A 17,214-nucleotide genomic window follows, 5' to 3' on the forward strand; every position below is an offset into this window, starting at 1 on the left:
GAGCTTCTTCGCCCCGTCTAGAACGTAGACTAGAACATAAGAAAGACCGTGTGAGACAACCACCTCACACGGTCTTTCTGTATGCTTTGACGCTTTGCGCCGGAACACTAACGGCGCTCGAGCTCTATTGGCGTTCCGGCTTTAGCGGCACTGCTTTAGCGGTACTCCGGCAGGCGGAACATCATTTCCTGGGCCACGGTCGCCACCAGCTCACCGGAACGATTGAAAATCGAACCCTGCGAGAGCATCCTGCCACCCTGCGCGCTCGGGGAATCCAGCACGTACAGCAGCCACTCGTCGGCGCGCGCCGGGCGGTGGAACCATATCGCGTGATCCAGCGAGGCGCTCTTCAGACCCGGCTCCAACCAGAACTTACCGTGACGGCGCAGGGCCGGCTCCAGCGGCAGGTAGTCCGAAGCGTAAGCGATCGCGGCGCGGTGCTCCGCATCCGAAGCCTCGGAACCATCAGCGTGCACCAGACGGTCAAAGGTCTTGAACCACACGCAGGCACGCGGCTCCGTCGAGGAGGAATCCGGCTGAGTGTACAGCGGCGCATCCACGTGGCGCATATCAATCGGACGCTCCCACGCCACCGCCTGCGCAATCGGATGCGGCAGCTCACCCAGGTAGTCGCTGACCTTCGGCAGGGACTCGGGGTCCGGGACCTCCGGCATGGTCACCGCGGTGTGCTCGGGGCCGCGGCTCTCAGCCTGGAAAGACATAATCGCCGAGAACATGGGCGCCTCGTCCTGGAACACCTGCACGCGGCGGGTCGAGAAGGAGCGGCTATCGTTCAGGCGCTGCGTGGCGAAGAACAGCTTTCGCTCAATATCGCCGGGGCGCAGGAAGTACGCGTGGATGGAGTGCAGGGCCTTCCCCTCAACCGTACGGTCGGCGGCAATAATCGACTGGGCGAGCACCTGGCCGCCAAAGGTACGAGGCTGCTCGCGGGTGAGCGTCACGCCGCTGAGTACCTCATCGCTGCCGAAGGAGGCGGGTGCCGCCTCGACGGGGGAGAGGTCCAGCATCCGCATGAGGTTCTGAGTCACAGTGGGCTTAGTCATGCTTTCATTTTCCCACGTTTTCAGAGGGGCCGAAGGTGGCGTAGAGTGGGAAGGCACACTCTGAGACGCGCGGCCTGCAACCGACCGCCTCGGAGCGAAGAGATAGAGAATAACCCAAGGAGCTACGATGAGCACCCCGTCCGAGAAGAATCCCTCACCCGCCGCCGAAGACGGCACCCGCGCCCCCATCGAGCTCAAGTACAACCCCCACGAAGGCGTGGAGGAACCCTACCTGATCCTGCCCGGAGGCGCGCACGGCGCCGCCGTGGTGAAGGACCTGGCCACCTACATCTCCCGCGCTCTGGCCGTAAACCCGGATGCGGCAATTCGCCTGACCGCCCGCGGCCGCGTGCTGGCCGTCTTCGCCTGCTCCCTGGAGCCCGAGGACGCTTCCTCGACCGCGCCCGTCATCATGGGGATGCGCGCCCTGCACCTCGCCGCCGAATCCGCCCTGGATATGACGGTCCGGGCCCAGGCCCTGCAGGAACGTCTGGCTCGGCTGCAGAAGCAGGCCGAACAGCAGGGAGCCGAGCAGCAGAGCGCCGAGGGGCAGCAGAACCCCGAGCTCGTGCTCTACATGCCCCCGGTGACCGTCAACGCCGGCTGGACCGGTAAGGCAGCCCCCGTGCGCGGCTGGTCCGAGGTGGGCACCGTGCCGGTCGAGGAGTTTGCCCGAGCCACCGCCGAGGGTCTGGAGGCCGTGGACCGCGCCCTGCCCGAGAACCCGGGGGCTGCGGTTCTGACGACGGTACGCTCTCGCATCTGGTCCTCGCCCATGGTGCTGGAGTACCTGCCTGCCTTTGACGGCGTGCAGGTTCCTACCGGTGCCGCCTTTGCCCTGCGCGTGTACGGTTTCATCCCCGAGGGCTTTACCGGTGAGCTTCCCGTCTTCGCCGCCCGCGTGGGCTCGGACGAGTGGCTGCGCATCGTGGCGCCGGCCGGTATGGTGCTGGTGCGCCGCGGCTCCGGTTCCCTGCTCTAGTTCCTCGCTCTAGGGCGCATAATCGTCGTATTCGGGCCCGTCTCGCCCGCTTCTGTCCTTCACCTCCCTCGCGGACCCCGGTCTGCAAGGGGGTGAGATGCGTCCAAAAAGCGATCAGCACGGCTTAATATATGATCGCTGACGAGACAAAACTTTACGGAAAGAGGTAATCTAGAAAGGCTACACCCGCACCGGGGTGTGGCAAACGCACCGATAAACCAGCCACACCGCACGGGAATCTTCCGCCGCGCCGTCACCGAGCGCATCCTCCCGCGCGGGTTGAAAGTGAGACCCCTCATGGACCTGATTGCAGTCGATATCGACGGCACTCTTGCCAGCAACCGAGACCAGATGGACAAGTATCTGAGCGGTTTCTTCACCAGCTACCGCCGCTTTTTCAAGGCCATCCGCCACGCCACCGTGAACGTTGAGGTGGCCGATAGCGTACGCGATATGGCTGAACAGACCGGCGCTCAGATTGCCGTGATTACCGGCCGCGACGACACCTACATGAAGGAACTGAACGAGTTCATCGCCCGCGCCGGCATCAACCCCAAGTACGTGATTGCCAAGCCCGGCCGCGACCAGTCCGACACCGCCGCCTGGAAGAGTTCCATCCTGGATTCCCTGGAGGCAGACGGCCACCGCATCATCCACGCCTTTGAAGATAACGAGCACGAGGTGTACCTGCGCCGAGGCATCCCCGTGACCTGGGTGGCCCCGATTCGCGACTACGTGGGCGAGTGGCATTACGAGCCCGTGGGCATCGACCCCGTCGCCTGGGCCGCCGAACAGCGTGAGAAGCAGGCCGCCCGCGAGCGCCAGCAGCGCCGCCTGGCCGACGGCGTGCGCGCCCACGAACGCGCCGAGGCACAGAAGGACCAGCGCCTGGCTGCGTAGACCTCCTCGGTTTATAGGTCTCGGCCATAACCCGGACGCATCGGAGGGCGGCTCCTGACGAGCCCTGCATGAACCCTCCCAATAATTGATCGTAGCGTGAGGCGCCGGAAAGATAGGTTCTTTCCGGCGCCTCACGCCATGCAAAAGAAGATGCGGGGTTAGGAGGCCAGCAGCTCGCGCATCCGCGCGGCGAAGGGGGCCGCCATCTTGTACTGGGTTTCGTCCTTCAGGTGCAGGCCGTCGGCCATATCGCCCTCGGCCAGGTACAGGGTCAGCCAGTCCGAGGTGTCCATGAAGAGCACGCCGGTTTGCTGAGCCACGACCTTCGCCGCCTCGTTGGCCGTGTGACGCTTGTGGGCCTTCTGCGGATCGGGCGCGGCGGATTCGCTCATCGACACCACGCCGCCGAGCACAATCTTCGAGGAGGGGTACATGCGTCGCAGCTGCTGGATGACCCGTGTCTGGCGGTCCTGCGTCTGCTCCGTAGCCTTCGCCTCATCCTCGTCGACGTACATGTCGTTGCCGGACGCATCCAGGTAAATCACGCCGGGGGCGCCGCCGGGCAGGGCCCAGACGCTCTCCATTACGCCCTGGTAGTAGGAGGGGCAGGCGCCGGGGCGGGAGGCCACGAAGCCAACGCCGCCGCACCGGAACATGTGGGAGGTGAAGCCCGCCTCGGAAAGGCCCAGGCCAACCCACGAGGTCGGCAGAACCTGCGAATCACCGATGACGAGGGCGTCCTGCGCGCCCAGGGCCGTGGTGCTTCGGGGCACGTTCATCGCGGTGTCCCAGTAGAGTTCGGCCTTCTCGAAGGTCGTGTAGATGATTCCGCTCTCGGAGCGCCAGCCGGTCGGCAGCCCCTCGAGGCCGGCAAAATCGCTGTACTCGCGCTGCTTCCACCAGTGCGCGTAGACGCCGGAGTGCATGGCCACCGCGCCATGGGCTGCGGTATGCATGACCACGCCGCCCTGGTACTGCTGCACCGTGACGTCGGCGGCATCCTGGGAGGCGGTAAAGGGCTTCTGCGCCTCGCCCACCGGGTGCGCACCCTCCGCCCCGAAGGCCTCCTGCGCGACCCGGTCCATCTGCTGCGCCACGGTTTCGGGGGTGGGTTCCGCCGAGGGGCTCTCGGTGGGGCTTGCCACCGGGTCCGTCGAGGCGACGACCGGGGATTCCGGGTTGAGCGCGTGGGCGGTGGCCGCGGATGCGTCGGGGGCGCTGGAGCCCTCGACGGCGTAGAGGCCGAGGGAACCTAATGCGAAGACGCCGAGGACGGCGCCTACCGTGGTGACGCGTTTGAAATGGGGCCGGGTAGAAGACATACCTACAGTGTACGGTAGGTTCAACCCCAAGTGGAGAGCTTTTCCGAGGGGTTTAAGCAAAAACACTGAAAAATATGCACCCGAGTGCCGATAATTTGTGTGCCCCGGTTTCGGCTCCTTCCCGATCCGAATCCAATCGGCCCCGCCCCGTTTCCCGGCTCGGTGCCGGGAGCCGACGCTCTCTCGGGCACGGAAACACCCCCTCCGCCCCGGCATCGTGCGGATGCCTGGGGGAGAGGGGGTGTCTCGGGTGCGGCGTGCACCGAGCGACTCGGGGAGCCGCTCACGCGCACCGCCGCGCCAACGGGTCGATGCCTAAAGCAACGCCACTAGATATCGGCGGCCTGAACCTTCAGTGCACGAGCCACGCCGTCGCGCGCCTCCGCAATCTGACGGTACAGAGCCGCAGCATCCTCGGGCAGAGAAGCCAGGTACGCCTCGGTACGCTCCAGCAGCTCAGCGGTCGGCACGCTCGGGTACATGCCACCAATGATCTGCATCGAAATCTCGTGCGAACGCGAACGCCAAATGCCCTCGATCTGCTCGAAGTACGGCTCATCGTACTGGGCAATCAGCTCAGGCTTGCCGGACTTGAAACCGGAAATAGCGTAACGCTGAATCATGTTCGACAGCTCGCCGGTCACCATGATCTTGTTCCAGTACTCGGCCTTAGCCTCGGCGGTCGGAATCGATGCGTACGCCTGGGCTGCGTACTGCTGGCCGTTCGCGGTGTTGTCGTTCTCCAGCTCCTCGGCAATCTGCTCGGCGGAGAAACGGCCACCGGTTGCCAGTCGGCACACCAGGTTCCAGCGCAGGTCGGCGTCAATGTCCAGGCCCTCAAGGGTCAGTTCGCCCTCGAAGAGGCGCTGCACGTTGTCGTACTGCTCCTCGGTGCGGGTCTGGTTGATGAACGCCTGCAGCAGCTGCAGCTGAGCATCCGAGTCGGGCTCAGCGGCCTTGGCCAGCTCCCAGAGACGGTCAGCGGCACGGTGGCGGGTCTCCTCGCGAGCCTCGGGGGCCACGAAGGAGTGCAGGGTAGCGGACAGGTTGTTAATCTGGGTGCGCAGAGCGGTGGAGTTGGTCTCCTTGCCGATGTTGTTCAGCACCAGGTCAACGTACTTGCGGGCCGGCATCTGAGCGTCACGCACGGTGTCCCAGAGCGAACCCCAGACCACGCCGCGAGCCACGGAGGAATCGATGTCGCCCAGGTGCTTGATAGCGGTCTCGATGGAGCGCCCGTCCAGGCGAATCTTGGCGTAGGCCAGGTCCTCATCGTTCAGCAGCAGCAGGTCGGGGCGCTTCTTGCCGACAGCCTCCTCGACCACGGTCAGCTCGCCGTCAATGTCCAGCTCGATGCGGTCGGTGCGGGTCAGCTTGCCGTCCACCAGGTTGTAGAAACCAATCACAGCGCGGTGCGGGCGCAGGGTCTCGAAGCCCTCGGCGTAGGACTGGCGGATGCCCAGCGAAGAAATGTTGCCCGCCTCGTCGTTCTCAACCTCAACGGCCAGGGTGTTCACGCCGGCGGTCTCAAGCCACTTGGCGCTCCACGCACGCACGTCGCGGCCGGAGGTGCGCTCCAGCTCCACCAGCAGGTCGTCCAGAACGGTGTTGCCCCAGCTGTGCTTATCGAAGTACACCTTCAGGGCGGCCATAAAGTTCTCCTGGCCAACCCACGCCACCATCTGACGCAGCACCGAAGCGCCCTTCGCGTAGGTGATGCCGTCGAAGTTCACCTGAACGTCGGCGAGGTCGCGAATCTCGGCCACAATCGGGTGGGTCGAGGACAGCTGATCCTGGCGGTAGGCCCAGGTCTTCTCCGAAGCGGAGAAGGTAGCCCACGCCTCCTTGGCGTAGCGGGTGTTCTCCGCGGCGGCCAGGGTAGACATGAACTCCGCGAAGGACTCGTTCAGCCACAGGTCGTTCCACCACTTCATGGTGACCAGGTCGCCGAACCACATATGAGCCAGCTCGTGCAGAACGGTGATGGCGCGGCGCTCACGCAGAGCCTCCGCAACCTTGGAACGGAAGACGTAGGTCTCCAGGTAGGTCACGCAGCCAGCGTTCTCCATCGCGCCGGCGTTGAATTCGGGCACGAACAGCTGGTCGTACTTCTCGAAGGGGTAGGGGGTCTTGAACTGCTCCTCGTAGAACTCGAAGCCCTGGCGGGTCAGCTCAAACATGTCCTCGGCATCAACGAAGGGCATGAGGGACTTACGGGCGTACACACCCAGCGGAATCACGCGACCCTCGGAGTTAGTCAGCTCGCTGGTGATCTTCTCGTAGGGGCCGGCCACGATTGCGGTGATGTACGAAGACATGCGCGGGGTCGGCTTGAAGTACCAGGTGTTGGCGCGGCCGCAACCGCAGTCCTTCGGCTCAACCTTCACCTCGGGCTGGTTCGACACAACCACCCAGTGCGAGGGCACGCGCACCTCAAACTCGAAGGTGGCCTTCAGATCGGGCTGCTCGAAGACGGGGAACACGCGGCGGGAGTCCGGCACCTCAAACTGGGAGTACAGGTAAATCTCGCCGTCGGCGGGGTCCACGAAGCGGTGCAGACCCTCACCGGTGTTGGTGTAGAACATCTCGGCTTCGATCTTCAGAACGTTCTCGGCGGCCAGGTTCGGCAGCTGGATGCGCTCGCCGTCAGCCAGGTCGGTGCTGAGCTCTTCGCCATTGAGGTTAATGGACTTGACCGAGGAGGTGATGGCGTCGATAAAGGTCGAGGCACCTTCCTGAGCGTCGAAGCGGATTTCAACGTTCGAGGTGAAGACATCCTGATCGGTGCGCAGGTCGAGGAAGATATGGTAAGAGTGAACGCGCTTGATAATGGATGCGCGCTCAATCGCCTCATCGCGGGTTAGGTTTAGGCCGGGCATTGGATTCCCTCTCCATAGAAGTGACACGGCGGACGGTGGCGCGGCGTGCCGTCCTGACACGCCGACGCGGTGCCCGGGCGTGCGCATCCGCCGCGCCGTTGGACTCGCTCAATGCTGTCGGGGCTTGCCGGGGTTGCGTCTGGGCGCTGCGGGTGGTGTTTTCTCGCGGGCGCTACGCATCGGGACACCGCAAAGTGCCATATCCCACAGTTTACCGCATGCGGGCGGGGTGGGCGGGGCTCCCCATTACCCGAACCCGCGCGAATTCGCTACAGTTAGTAGGTACAGACTAAGAGAAACCCCGAACCGAATCGGGGGAAAACATCCCAATTGAGGATGCGAGGCGTGCCTCGGCCCGGCCATTGCCGCCCCGAGCAGCACGCAACACCACACCAGGAGAGCACCATGCGCGTACACATCGCAACCGACCACGCAGGCCTCGAACTGAGCCACTACCTGATTGAGTCCCTCACCGCCGAGGGCTACGAGATGATTGACCACGGCCCCGCCGACTACGACCCGCTGGACGACTACCCCTCGTTCTGCATCAACGCCGCCCTGGGCGTGAAGCGCGACCGTGAGGCCGGCCTGGACTCCCTCGGCATCGTACTGGGCGGCAGCGGTAACGGCGAGCAGATGGCCGCCAACAAGGTGGAGGGCATCCGCGCGGCTCTGGCCTGGAACCACGACACCGCGGCTCTGGCCCGCGAGCACAACAACGCGCAGGTGGTAGCCGTGGGCGGCCGCCAGCACAGCAAGGAAGAGGCCCTGGAGATTATCAAGGTCTTCCTGGCTACCCCCTGGACCAACGAGGAGCGCCACGCACGCCGCATCGCTCAGCTGGCCGAGTACGAGCAGACCGGCGACATTGCCGGCAAGCAGATTGACGCTGCCTAGGCTCTAAAATCTGAGGCGCATAGTGCAGGCTATGCGCCTCAGTCGTTTCTGCACTCCAGATAATCCGTACTGTTTATACCCGCGCTATTTCTAGCCGACGAGTTTTCGAGGGGGACCCGTGCCCGAAGGCCACTCCATTCACCGTATCGCCCGCCAGATGAGTGACGTCTTCACCGGCGAGCGCGTGCGCGTCAGCTCCCCGCAGGGACGCTTCGCCGATGGGGCGGCCCTGCTGGACGGGCACGTTATTGCCGGCGCCTACGCGCACGGCAAGCACCTGTTCGTCACCTTCGATAACGAGCTGACCCTGAACGTGCACCTGGGCATTTACGGCAACTGGACCTTCGGGGGCGACGAGACGTTCACGGGTGCTTCGAGCATCGGCGCGCCCCGCAAGATTGGTGAGAAGGAATACGCGGCGGGGGAGGAGCAGCCCTACGCCGGTCCTCCCGAACCGAAGAGCACCGTGCGTTGCCGCATCGTTTCGGAGCACGGCTGGGCCGACCTGGTTGGGCCCACCATTTGCCGCGTGCTCACCCCGGAGGAGGTGCGCACCGTCCGCTCCAAGTTGGGCCCGGACCCGCTCAACTCCGACGCCGACCCCGAACGCTTCTACCGCGCGGCCCGCAAGAGCGGACGCCCCATCGGCGTGATCCTCATGGACCAGGCCGCCATTTCGGGCGTGGGCAATATCTTCCGCGCCGAGTCGCTCTACCGCCAGGAAATTGACCCACTGCGCCCCGGCAAGAGCCTGAGCGACGACGAGCTCAAGCGCCTCTGGGAAGACAACAAGCACCTGCTCGTCATTGGCGTGCGCGTGGGTCGCATCATCACCACCGAGCCCGAGGACCGCCCCGGTATTCCCGAAACTGAGGCCTGGCCCGAGCACGCGAACTACGTGTACAAGCACCAGGGTGAGGCGTGCCCGCGATGCGGCACCACCATCCGCATGGAAGAAATCGCCGGACGCAAGCTCTACTGGTGCCCCGGCTGCCAGGTGTAACCCTGGCGCAACATCCCTGAGGCTGCACACCATTTGACAGTCTGGAAAGAACCCCGATATCATAGACGGGTTCCATGCGGGGATGTAGCTTAATGGTAAAGCCTCAGTCTTCCAAACTGATTACGCGGGTTCGATTCCCGTCATCCCCTCCACTTCAAAGGCTCCGGCGCAAGCGCCGGGGCCTTTTGCGTTCCGGGGATGACGGGAATCGCTTCCGGGCGAAAATACATTCCCTCGCACGCTCGGGATTTTCGCCCTCCAGCCCGTCATCCCCTCGAGAACTAGTCTCCGGGAATCCCTTCCGCATGCGGATTTGTTTCCTCGCGCGCTCGGAATCCGCATGCTCCAGCTCGTCATCCCCTCCACAAATCCTTTCCGCACCCTCGGTAATCGTTTACGGCGAAACCCGCGCCCGCATCCGCCGTTCTGTTGGGCATTTAGCGGGAAAACAGGTAAACTAGGGCATTGACTGTGTTAAACGCTCCGGTGTTTAACGCGGTTAGTTTCACGGGGCGTGGCGTAGCTTGGCTAACGCGCCTGCTTTGGGAGCAGGAGATCGCAGGTTCGAATCCTGTCGCCCCGACGTGAAACGGTTGCCGCGACGCTACAGGGTCGTGGCGCTCTTTCCACTAAGCAACAGCGGCACGCCCGAGACCCGTGCCGTACCGAACGATATGAGGAGATCACGGACGTGAAGACCGCCGTCGAGAAGCTCAACCCGACCCTCGCAAAGATTGAGGTCGAGGTTCCCTTCGTAGAATTCAAGCCCTACCTGGACCGCACCTACAAGAACCTGGCTGGCCAGATTAGCGTTCCCGGCTTCCGCAAGGGCAAGCTGCCCAAGCAGCTCATCGAGCAGCGCGCGGGCTTCGACTACATCGTTGAGGCATCCCTGAACGACGCCCTGAACGACTACTACGCACAGGCACTGGGCGAGAACGACCTCTCCCCCCTGGCACAGCCCGAGCTGGACGTTCAGTCCCAGCCCACCACCGAGGACCGCGAAGCTGACATCAAGCTGACCATCACCGTGACCGTCCGCCCCGAGATCGAGCTGCCCAACTACGAGGGCATCGAGGTTGAGGTGGACGAGGTCGAGGTGACCCCCGAGGACGAGGTTCAGGCACTGGACGCTCTGCGCGAGCGCTTCGGCACCCTGAAGACCGTCGAGCGCCCCGCCGCCGACAAGGACTTCGTGACCATCGACATCGCCGCAGAGATCGACGGCGAGCAGGTGGACGCAGCTAACGACCTGTCCTACCAGATCGGTTCCGGCACCATGCTCGAGGGCATCGACGAGGCCCTGACCGGCCTGTCCGCTGGCGAGGACGCAACTTTCGAGACCAAGCTCTCCGGCGGCGAGCACGCCGGCGAGGAAGCCGTCATCAAGGTCAAGCTGACCGCTGTCAAGGAGCGCGAGCTGCCCGAGGCTGATGACGAGTTCGCACAGCTGGCTTCCGAGTTCGACACCATCGAAGAGCTGAAGGAAGACATCAAGAAGCAGGTTGCCGAGGCTAAGGTTGCCGAGCAGGGCACCCAGGCACGCGACAAGGTCCTGACCAAGCTCGTTGAGCTGGTCGAGGTCCCCGTCCCCGAGAAGGTCATCGAGGATCAGCTGGAGCAGCACTTCAACGCTCCCAACGCTGAGCCCGGCCACGACACCGAGGAGCACCGCGCCGAGGTTCGCGAGAACACCGAGACCGCCTTCAAGAACGAGATGGTCCTGGACGCCCTCGCCGACGCTCTGGAAGTGACCGTCGACCAGGCCGAGATGATTAACTACATCATCACCATGAGCTCTCAGTACGGTATGGATCCGAACCAGTTCGCACAGATGCTGGACGGTTCCGGCCAGGCTGGCGCACTGGTCGGCGAGGTTCGCCGTTCCAAGGCTCTGGCTGAGGTCCTGAAGACCGCAGTGGTCAAGGACTCCAAGGGCAACACCGTTGACCTATCCAAGTTCCTGGGCCAGGGTGAAGAGGCAGCTGCCTAATCCCTCCCACGAATAGCTTGCGCGTGGTGCTTGCGGGGTAGCCTCCGCGGGCGCGTCGGCGCGCATATCGCATCGCCTCGGCGGGTGCTCACCGGTTTCGGTGGGTGCCCGCCGAGGCGTTTCTGCGCCTGCCCCGCAATCGTGTGCTTCCCGCGAGCGGCCTCGGGGCGGGCCGGTTACCGTCCCGGCAGGTGTGAGCTTCACCCCCTGGCGAACGGGCGACGCGCGGGGAGCGGGGGAGAGGCAACTATCGGTAAGGTAGTAGCAACGAAACTTTTCGCGTGCGCTTCGGCGCGCACTGTGCGCAAAGATGCCGCGAAGTCCCTAAGAGAAGAAGAGGAAGAATGTCCAGCTACATGCCTCTGCCCATCGGCGCCTCCCAGGCGGCCGGCGTGGCGCCCTCGCCGTCGATGGCAACCCCCATCGTTGGCGCCCAGGAAGATTACGTGTACAACAGCCTCCTGAAGGAGCGCATCATCTGGCTCGGCTCCGAGGTGCGCGACTCGAACGCTAACCTCATCTGCTCCCAGATGCTGCTGCTCTCGGCGGAGGACCCCGAGGCGGACATCTACCTGTACATCAACTCGCCCGGCGGCTCCGTGACCGCCGGTATGGCCATCTACGACACCATGCAGCTCATCCCGAACGACGTGGTGACCGTGGTGACCGGTATGGCGGCCTCCATGGGTCAGTTCCTGCTCACCGCGGGCACCATCGGCAAGCGTTACGCCACCCCGAACGCCCGCATCCTGATGCACCAGCCCCTCGGCGGCATCGGCGGTACCGCATCCGACATTCGCACCCAGGCCGAGCTGATCCTGGACATGAAGAAGCGCCTGGCAGAGATTACCGCGGAGCGCACCGGTAAGAGCCTGGAAACCATCCTGAAGGACAACGACCGCGACAACTGGTTCAACGCGGAAGAAGGCCTGGAATACGGCTTCTTCGATCACATTGCCACCACCGCCGGTAAGCTGCCCGAGTCGAAGAACGCATAAGGGAGATGCACATGAACTACCTGCCGAACGATATCACCACCTCGGCGCCGGCTATGCCGAGCAACCGCTACGTGCTCCCCAGCTTCGAGGAGCGCACCCCCTACGGCTACAAGCGTCAGGACCCGTACGCCAAGCTGTTCGAGGACCGCATCATCTTCCTGGGCACCCAGGTGGACGACGCCTCTGCAGACGACATCATGGCTCAGCTGCTCGTGCTGGAGGCACAGGACCCCGAGCGTGACATCACCCTGTACATCAACTCGCCCGGCGGTTCCTTCACCGCGATGACCGCCATCTACGACACCATGCAGTTCATCCGCCCCGAGATTCAGACCGTGTGCCTGGGCCAGGCGGCTTCGGCTGCGGCCGTGCTACTGGCTGCCGGCACCCCCGGCAAGCGTCTGGCACTGCCGAACGCTCGCGTGCTGATTCACCAGCCGGCCCTGAGTGGCCAGCAGGGTGGTCAGGCCTCCGACATCGAGATTCACGCGAACGAGGTTATGCGTATGCGCGAGTGGACCGCCCAGACCCTGGCACTGCACTCGGGCAAGACCTACGAGGAAGTTGACCGCTCCATCGAGCGTGACAACATTCTGACCGCCGCCGATGCGCTGGAGTACGGCCTGGTCGACAAGGTCCTGGAGTCTCGTAAGCTGCGCAAGCCCGCGACCAACACCGCTATTTCCCACACCTAAGCCGCCACCGGGCTCGATGGCTCGCCAAACGAGTATCGGGCGCGATGAACGGTAACCGCTGTGAGAGAGGGACGGAACGGTTCCCGAAACCCTAGCGCCGTGCAGGCGTGGGGGTTCGGGCGCCGTTCCGTCCCTTAGCTTTATGCGACGCATTATGACGGATGCCGCAACGTAACACGGGGATGCTTTTAAGCCGTTGAGCGGCTCCTCTAGCCCCGCCGAAACCCCCGCGCAACGGGGTCGGTCAAGGAACGCCCCTAAACGTCATATTTGACCCGGTTCGTCATATGGGTACCGACTATCTTCTTCGGGGGTCGTAATTCTGAGTTCCGGGGTGAACTCCGGTAGCCTAGAGAGGTAGAGATCATCTCTCACCGTGAAAGAGCGCCCGGCCCCTCCGCACGCCGCTCCGAGAGACGACCACACGAATGAAAGGGGATTCTCGTGGCAACAGACATTACTTTGCCCCCCGAGCCGCCCAACGCCAGCATGCGGTGCTCCTTCTGCAAGAAGACGCGCGCACAAGTATTCAAGATTGTGCTCGGGCCGAATGTCTCCATCTGCGATGAATGTGTGGAGCTCTGTGAAGAGATCCTGGCCGACGAGCGTCTGAAGGCAAACGCTCCGGTGGCCCCCGCATCCCCCAAGCAACTAGCCACCCCGCGCGAGATCTATAGCCACCTCAACGATTACGTCATCGGTCAGGACGCCGCGAAGCGCACCCTGGCGGTGGCGGTGTACAACCACTACAAGCGTATTCACGACCTGGACAACCCGGTGCTGACCTCCCGCACGCTCTCGGCGACGGCGGGGGAGCAGGTGGAGCTGGGCAAGTCCAATATTCTGATGCTCGGCCCGACCGGCTGCGGCAAAACCTACCTGGCCTCCACCCTGGCGAAGAAGCTGGATGTGCCCTTCGCCCTGGTCGACGCAACCACCCTCACCGAGGCCGGTTACGTGGGTGACGATGTGGAGAATATTCTGCTGCGCCTCATCAACGCCGCCGACGGTGACGTGGCGAAGGCTCAGCGCGGCATCATCTACATTGATGAGATCGACAAGATTGCTCGCAAGGGTGGCGAGAACCTCTCCATCACCCGCGACGTGTCCGGTGAGGGCGTGCAGCAGGCGCTGCTGAAGATTATTGAGGGCACCGTGGCGACCGTACCGCCGGAGGGCGGACGCAAGCACCCGGCCCACGCGAATATTGAGATCGATACCTCCAATATTCTCTTCATCGTGGCTGGTGCCTTCGACAATATTGACGACCGCATCGCGGCCCGCGTGGGTGCCGGCGGCATCGGTTTCGGCGCCGACCTGGGCGGTACGGTGAGGGACCCGCTCGAGCAGATTATGCCCGAGGACCTGGCCCACTACGGCATCATCCCCGAGCTGATTGGCCGCCTGCCGGTCATCTCGACCCTGAGCGAGCTCAACGAAGAGGAGCTGGCTCGAGTGCTGACCGAACCGAAGAACGCACTGCTCAAGCAGTACCGTCACCTCTTCGCCCTGGACGGCGTGGAACTGATTATTGACGATGCGGCAATCGCAGCTATTGCCCGCCTTGCCGCCGAGCGCGGCACCGGTGCCCGCGGCCTGCGCTCCATGATGGAGCAGATCCTGCAACCGGTCATGTTCGAGATTCCGGACCGCACCGACGTGGTATCCATCGTCATCGGTGAGGACACCGTACTCAACGGCGCGGAGCCCCGTTACGTGCTGCAGGCCCCCGATCCGGGAACCGAGACCACCCGCACCGCAAAGGGCGAGGCGAAGACCGCCTCCCTGAAGGCCGCGAAGGCCGGGCGCAAGGTGGCCTAATCGAATACTTCCGGCCGAAGAGGCCAGGGAATAAAGAAGCCGTCGCCCCGGTTATACGGGGTGACGGCTCACTAGCAGGTGCCGCACTTAGAGACCGCGGGCTTGGCTGGTGCAGATATCAAAGGTGAATACAGGGTGCCGGGCCGCACGGGCGGTACGCGCATCCGTACAAGAGAGGAACACTCATGGCTGAGAACACCCCCGCACAGGTTGATTTCTGGTTCGATCCGATTTGCCCCTGGTGCTGGATTACCTCCCGCTGGATTGGTGAGGTGCAGAAGGTCCGCAATATTGAGGTGAACTGGCGCCCCTTCTCGCTGTCCATGCACAACCAGGGCCGCGAGCTGCCCGCCGATTACCAGGCGATGATGGACCAGTCCTGGGCACCGGCTCGACTCGTCACCGCCGTGCGCGAGCTGCACGGTAACGAGGTCATCAAGCCCCTCTACGACGCCCTGGGTGAGCAGATCCACCACAACGGCAACAAGGCCGATTCCTACCGTGACGCCATCGTCAAGGCCCTGGCGGAGGTCAACCTGCCCGCAGAGCTGGCGGACGTGGCCTTCACCGACAAGTACGACGAGCAGATGCGCGCTTCCCTGGACCTCGCCCTGAAGACCGTGGGTGGCACCGACATCGGTGTTCCGCTGATTTCCATTAATGGCACCGCCTTCTTCGGCCCGGTGATCTCCCCGAGCCCCGCCGGTGAAGAGGCGGGTAAGCTCTTCGACGGAGCCCTGGCTCTGGCTTCCTACCCCGGCTTCTTCGAGCTGAAGCGTCCTCGCACCGTGGGCCCGATTTTCCACGGCGAGGACGGCGAGGCCTAAACCCCGCCCCCCCCCCGAAGCTTGAAACTCCGAGGCTCGAACCGCCAAGGCTCGAAACTCCGAGCTCGGCAGAGCTCCTCGGCGATAGAGCCTCAACAGAGCATAAACGTACCGCCCGGTCACACTGACCGGGCGGTACTTTCTGTCTAACGGTGCCGAATTGCCGGATGCAGGTCAGGCTTGGCGGCTTCGGTTTTCAGAAGCCGTCTTTCGTGCCTTGCGCTGAGCCCTGCGCTCCAGAACCTTCGGGTGCGTTGCCCGCTGCACGATTTTCGTATCACGCATATGGAAGGTGCGGGTCGCGGTGTACTGAACCGCCGCGTCCGAGGTGAACGCCAACATTGCGAACACCGCAACGCCCAGCTGGAAGAAAATCGTGGACAGCAGCAGGGAGTGGTGCCCCCACAGCACGCCGCCGGTAATCGCCGCGAAGTTCAATGCCGTCAACAGCAGAGCCAGACGGCGAGCCTTGGAGGAGCCGCGCAGCGTGCTCCACAACAGGAAGAGGTGGACCGCAGAATAGACGGCTACGAAGCCCACCAACACCGCGCTGGTGATGGTCAGCAGCACGTCGCTATCCACCTGATCGAATAGGCTCAGCAAATCAAGATCGTCGCCGGATCCTTCCTCCAGCAGCTTGGCTCGCAGAGCCGGGCGGCTGAGCGCCAGAATGACGCTGTTGACAATATCGGCGAGGGTCACGGCGATGAGCATACCCGAACCGACCAGCAGACTCAGCGGCATGCGGTACGCCAGGTCGTGCGCACTGGAGAGGTGAATTTCTTCATGCTTCTGCGGCTCCAGTCCCTCATTGTTCAGCACGATGACCGGGAGCGCGCCGTCCGTGCGGATCGCGTCGCCGCCGCCGTTACGGGCGTGGTAGCCGGAGGAGAAATCGTGCAGAATCTCAACGTGAGTTTCCGGGTGGGCGTACTGAATGGACTCCACAATGTAGTCGCGTTCAAAGTCGGTTTCACCGTCAATGCGGTGCGTGATCTGCAGGGTGAAGAAGCTGAAACCCACACCGGAGTCGTAGGTGCCCGCCGCTAACCAATCCACCTGGTGACCGCCAGGCAGAAGCCAGCCGTCAGGGGTTTTCCAGAAGCGTACGTGGTGGCGTTTCTCGGGGTTACCGTCCACTTCCTTCTGGTAGGCGAAAGCCTGCGTCTTGCCAAAAATTTTCAGCGGGGAGACGGGCGCCTCCGCGTAGGAACGGCGGGTGATGGTGGAGATAATAATCTTCCACGAGGAGACGAGGGTGACGTCGTCAGCACGGGTCCAGCCGGCGTCCTGCATGACCTGGTGAATCTGCTCCTCGGTACCAATCAGACCGATATTGACTGGGTCACCGAGCAGACCGTCCGGGGTGCGGGTGCGCCCAATAAAGTAGTCGGGCACGTATATGCGGGTCATGATCGCATGAAAACGCGGTAGCGTCAGGTACGCGGTGACCGCCCAGAAAATGAAGGCAATAGGGAAACCCCAGAAAGAATGGCCAACCGTGTTGACCAGAATCATGAAGGTCAGCACGAGGGCCGCGATGCCGGCAAAGATGAAGAAGAGGGTATCCCAGAAATCGACCCACAAGCTGCGCGGGACGAGGTTTTGCGCCGTGCCGCGCGCGTCAATATCACCGCGGTAGACGGGCGGCGAAGTAACCGGCGGCGCAACTTCGCTACGCGTGGGACGTAGGATGCGTTTCGGGTGGGACATGCGCGCCCTTTCTGTGCGCTGAACTGGTGCCAGAAAACTATACCAAAAGCTCGTTGCGCGGGAGCCTCGGTTGCGGAAGGCCCACGGAGGGGGGCCCGAGGCCTTTTTCGGGGGGGGGGG

At 63.5% G+C, this 17,214-nt stretch carries 13 protein-coding genes and 2 tRNA genes; 11 read left to right on the plus strand and 4 right to left on the minus strand.

Annotated features, from left to right (window positions below):
* Nucleotides 1-155: 155 nt before the first annotated feature.
* Nucleotides 156-1,064 (minus strand): acyl-CoA thioesterase, encoded by a 909-nt coding sequence (locus tag HMPREF2874_RS03805; RefSeq protein ID WP_070649000.1) that lies wholly within the window; start codon nucleotides 1,062-1,064, stop codon nucleotides 156-158.
* Nucleotides 1,065-1,191: 127 nt separating this feature from the next.
* Between HMPREF2874_RS03805 and HMPREF2874_RS03810 the strand changes: the two genes are divergently transcribed.
* Nucleotides 1,192-2,046 (plus strand): DUF8185 domain-containing protein, encoded by an 855-nt coding sequence (locus HMPREF2874_RS03810; RefSeq protein WP_070649001.1) that lies wholly within the window; start codon nucleotides 1,192-1,194, stop codon nucleotides 2,044-2,046.
* A gap of 297 nt (nucleotides 2,047-2,343) precedes the next feature.
* Nucleotides 2,344-2,946, plus strand: coding sequence for a phosphatase domain-containing protein (locus HMPREF2874_RS03815; RefSeq protein ID WP_070649002.1), 603 nt, complete (start codon nucleotides 2,344-2,346; stop codon nucleotides 2,944-2,946).
* Between the two features lie 158 nt (nucleotides 2,947-3,104).
* On the opposite strand, the gene HMPREF2874_RS03820 is transcribed toward HMPREF2874_RS03815, so the two are convergent.
* Complete coding sequence (locus tag HMPREF2874_RS03820) at nucleotides 3,105-4,268, minus strand: GDSL-type esterase/lipase family protein (RefSeq protein ID WP_070649003.1); 1,164 nt, start codon at nucleotides 4,266-4,268, stop codon at nucleotides 3,105-3,107.
* A 329-nt stretch (nucleotides 4,269-4,597) separates the two neighbouring features.
* A complete protein-coding gene (gene pepN, locus HMPREF2874_RS03825; RefSeq protein WP_070649004.1) occupies nucleotides 4,598-7,147 on the minus strand; it encodes an aminopeptidase N in 2,550 nt (849 codons plus the stop codon).
* A 405-nt stretch (nucleotides 7,148-7,552) separates the two neighbouring features.
* On the opposite strand from pepN, the gene HMPREF2874_RS03830 reads away from it, so the two are divergent.
* The 9 genes from HMPREF2874_RS03830 (at nucleotide 7,553) to HMPREF2874_RS03870 (ending at nucleotide 15,381) form a co-directional block, all read left to right on the plus strand.
* Entirely contained in the window at nucleotides 7,553-8,044 is a 492-nt protein-coding gene (locus HMPREF2874_RS03830) for a ribose-5-phosphate isomerase (RefSeq protein ID WP_070649005.1), read from the plus strand.
* Between the two features lie 118 nt (nucleotides 8,045-8,162).
* A complete protein-coding gene (locus HMPREF2874_RS03835; protein WP_070649006.1) occupies nucleotides 8,163-9,047 on the plus strand; it encodes an Fpg/Nei family DNA glycosylase in 885 nt (294 codons plus the stop codon).
* 78 nt (nucleotides 9,048-9,125) lie between these two features.
* Nucleotides 9,126-9,199, plus strand: a tRNA-Gly gene (locus tag HMPREF2874_RS03840).
* A 356-nt stretch (nucleotides 9,200-9,555) separates the two neighbouring features.
* Nucleotides 9,556-9,630 (plus strand) — tRNA-Pro (locus HMPREF2874_RS03845).
* A 108-nt stretch (nucleotides 9,631-9,738) separates the two neighbouring features.
* Nucleotides 9,739-11,040 (plus strand): trigger factor, encoded by a 1,302-nt coding sequence (tig, locus tag HMPREF2874_RS03850; RefSeq protein WP_049331341.1) that lies wholly within the window; start codon nucleotides 9,739-9,741, stop codon nucleotides 11,038-11,040.
* Nucleotides 11,041-11,384: 344 nt separating this feature from the next.
* Nucleotides 11,385-12,038: an ATP-dependent Clp protease proteolytic subunit gene (locus HMPREF2874_RS03855; RefSeq protein WP_049331339.1), complete on the plus strand. Its 654-nt coding sequence runs from the start codon at nucleotides 11,385-11,387 to the stop codon at nucleotides 12,036-12,038.
* Nucleotides 12,039-12,043: 5 nt separating this feature from the next.
* Complete coding sequence (locus HMPREF2874_RS03860; protein ID WP_080974895.1) at nucleotides 12,044-12,733, plus strand: ATP-dependent Clp protease proteolytic subunit; 690 nt, start codon at nucleotides 12,044-12,046, stop codon at nucleotides 12,731-12,733.
* Between the two features lie 489 nt (nucleotides 12,734-13,222).
* On the plus strand, nucleotides 13,223-14,554 hold the full coding sequence (clpX, locus tag HMPREF2874_RS03865) for an ATP-dependent Clp protease ATP-binding subunit ClpX (protein ID WP_049331414.1): 1,332 nt from the start codon (nucleotides 13,223-13,225) through the stop codon (nucleotides 14,552-14,554).
* A 185-nt stretch (nucleotides 14,555-14,739) separates the two neighbouring features.
* On the plus strand, nucleotides 14,740-15,381 hold the full coding sequence (locus tag HMPREF2874_RS03870) for a DsbA family oxidoreductase (RefSeq protein WP_070649007.1): 642 nt from the start codon (nucleotides 14,740-14,742) through the stop codon (nucleotides 15,379-15,381).
* Nucleotides 15,382-15,555: 174 nt separating this feature from the next.
* Here the strand turns inward: HMPREF2874_RS03870 and HMPREF2874_RS03875 are convergent, their stop codons facing one another.
* On the minus strand, nucleotides 15,556-17,094 hold the full coding sequence (locus HMPREF2874_RS03875; protein ID WP_070649008.1) for an LssY C-terminal domain-containing protein: 1,539 nt from the start codon (nucleotides 17,092-17,094) through the stop codon (nucleotides 15,556-15,558).
* Nucleotides 17,095-17,214: the final 120 nt, after the last annotated feature.

This window comes from Rothia sp. HMSC068F09 (assembly GCF_001812775.1).
GTDB lineage: Bacteria > Actinomycetota > Actinomycetes > Actinomycetales > Micrococcaceae > Rothia > Rothia mucilaginosa_A.

Coding starts and splice junctions, on each gene's coding strand:
- HMPREF2874_RS03855 (WP_049331339.1), top strand. CDS start 11,385: ATGTCCAGCTACATGCCTCTGCCCATCGGCGCCTCCCAGGCGGCCGGC.
- HMPREF2874_RS03830 (WP_070649005.1), top strand. CDS start 7,553: ATGCGCGTACACATCGCAACCGACCACGCAGGCCTCGAACTGAGCCAC.
- HMPREF2874_RS03860 (WP_080974895.1), top strand. CDS start 12,044: ATGCACATGAACTACCTGCCGAACGATATCACCACCTCGGCGCCGGCT.
- HMPREF2874_RS03820 (WP_070649003.1), bottom strand. CDS start 4,268: ATGTCTTCTACCCGGCCCCATTTCAAACGCGTCACCACGGTAGGCGCC.
- pepN (WP_070649004.1), bottom strand. CDS start 7,147: ATGCCCGGCCTAAACCTAACCCGCGATGAGGCGATTGAGCGCGCATCC.
- HMPREF2874_RS03870 (WP_070649007.1), top strand. CDS start 14,740: ATGGCTGAGAACACCCCCGCACAGGTTGATTTCTGGTTCGATCCGATT.
- HMPREF2874_RS03805 (WP_070649000.1), bottom strand. CDS start 1,064: ATGACTAAGCCCACTGTGACTCAGAACCTCATGCGGATGCTGGACCTC.
- clpX (WP_049331414.1), top strand. CDS start 13,223: ATGCGGTGCTCCTTCTGCAAGAAGACGCGCGCACAAGTATTCAAGATT.
- HMPREF2874_RS03875 (WP_070649008.1), bottom strand. CDS start 17,094: ATGTCCCACCCGAAACGCATCCTACGTCCCACGCGTAGCGAAGTTGCG.
- HMPREF2874_RS03815 (WP_070649002.1), top strand. CDS start 2,344: ATGGACCTGATTGCAGTCGATATCGACGGCACTCTTGCCAGCAACCGA.
- HMPREF2874_RS03810 (WP_070649001.1), top strand. CDS start 1,192: ATGAGCACCCCGTCCGAGAAGAATCCCTCACCCGCCGCCGAAGACGGC.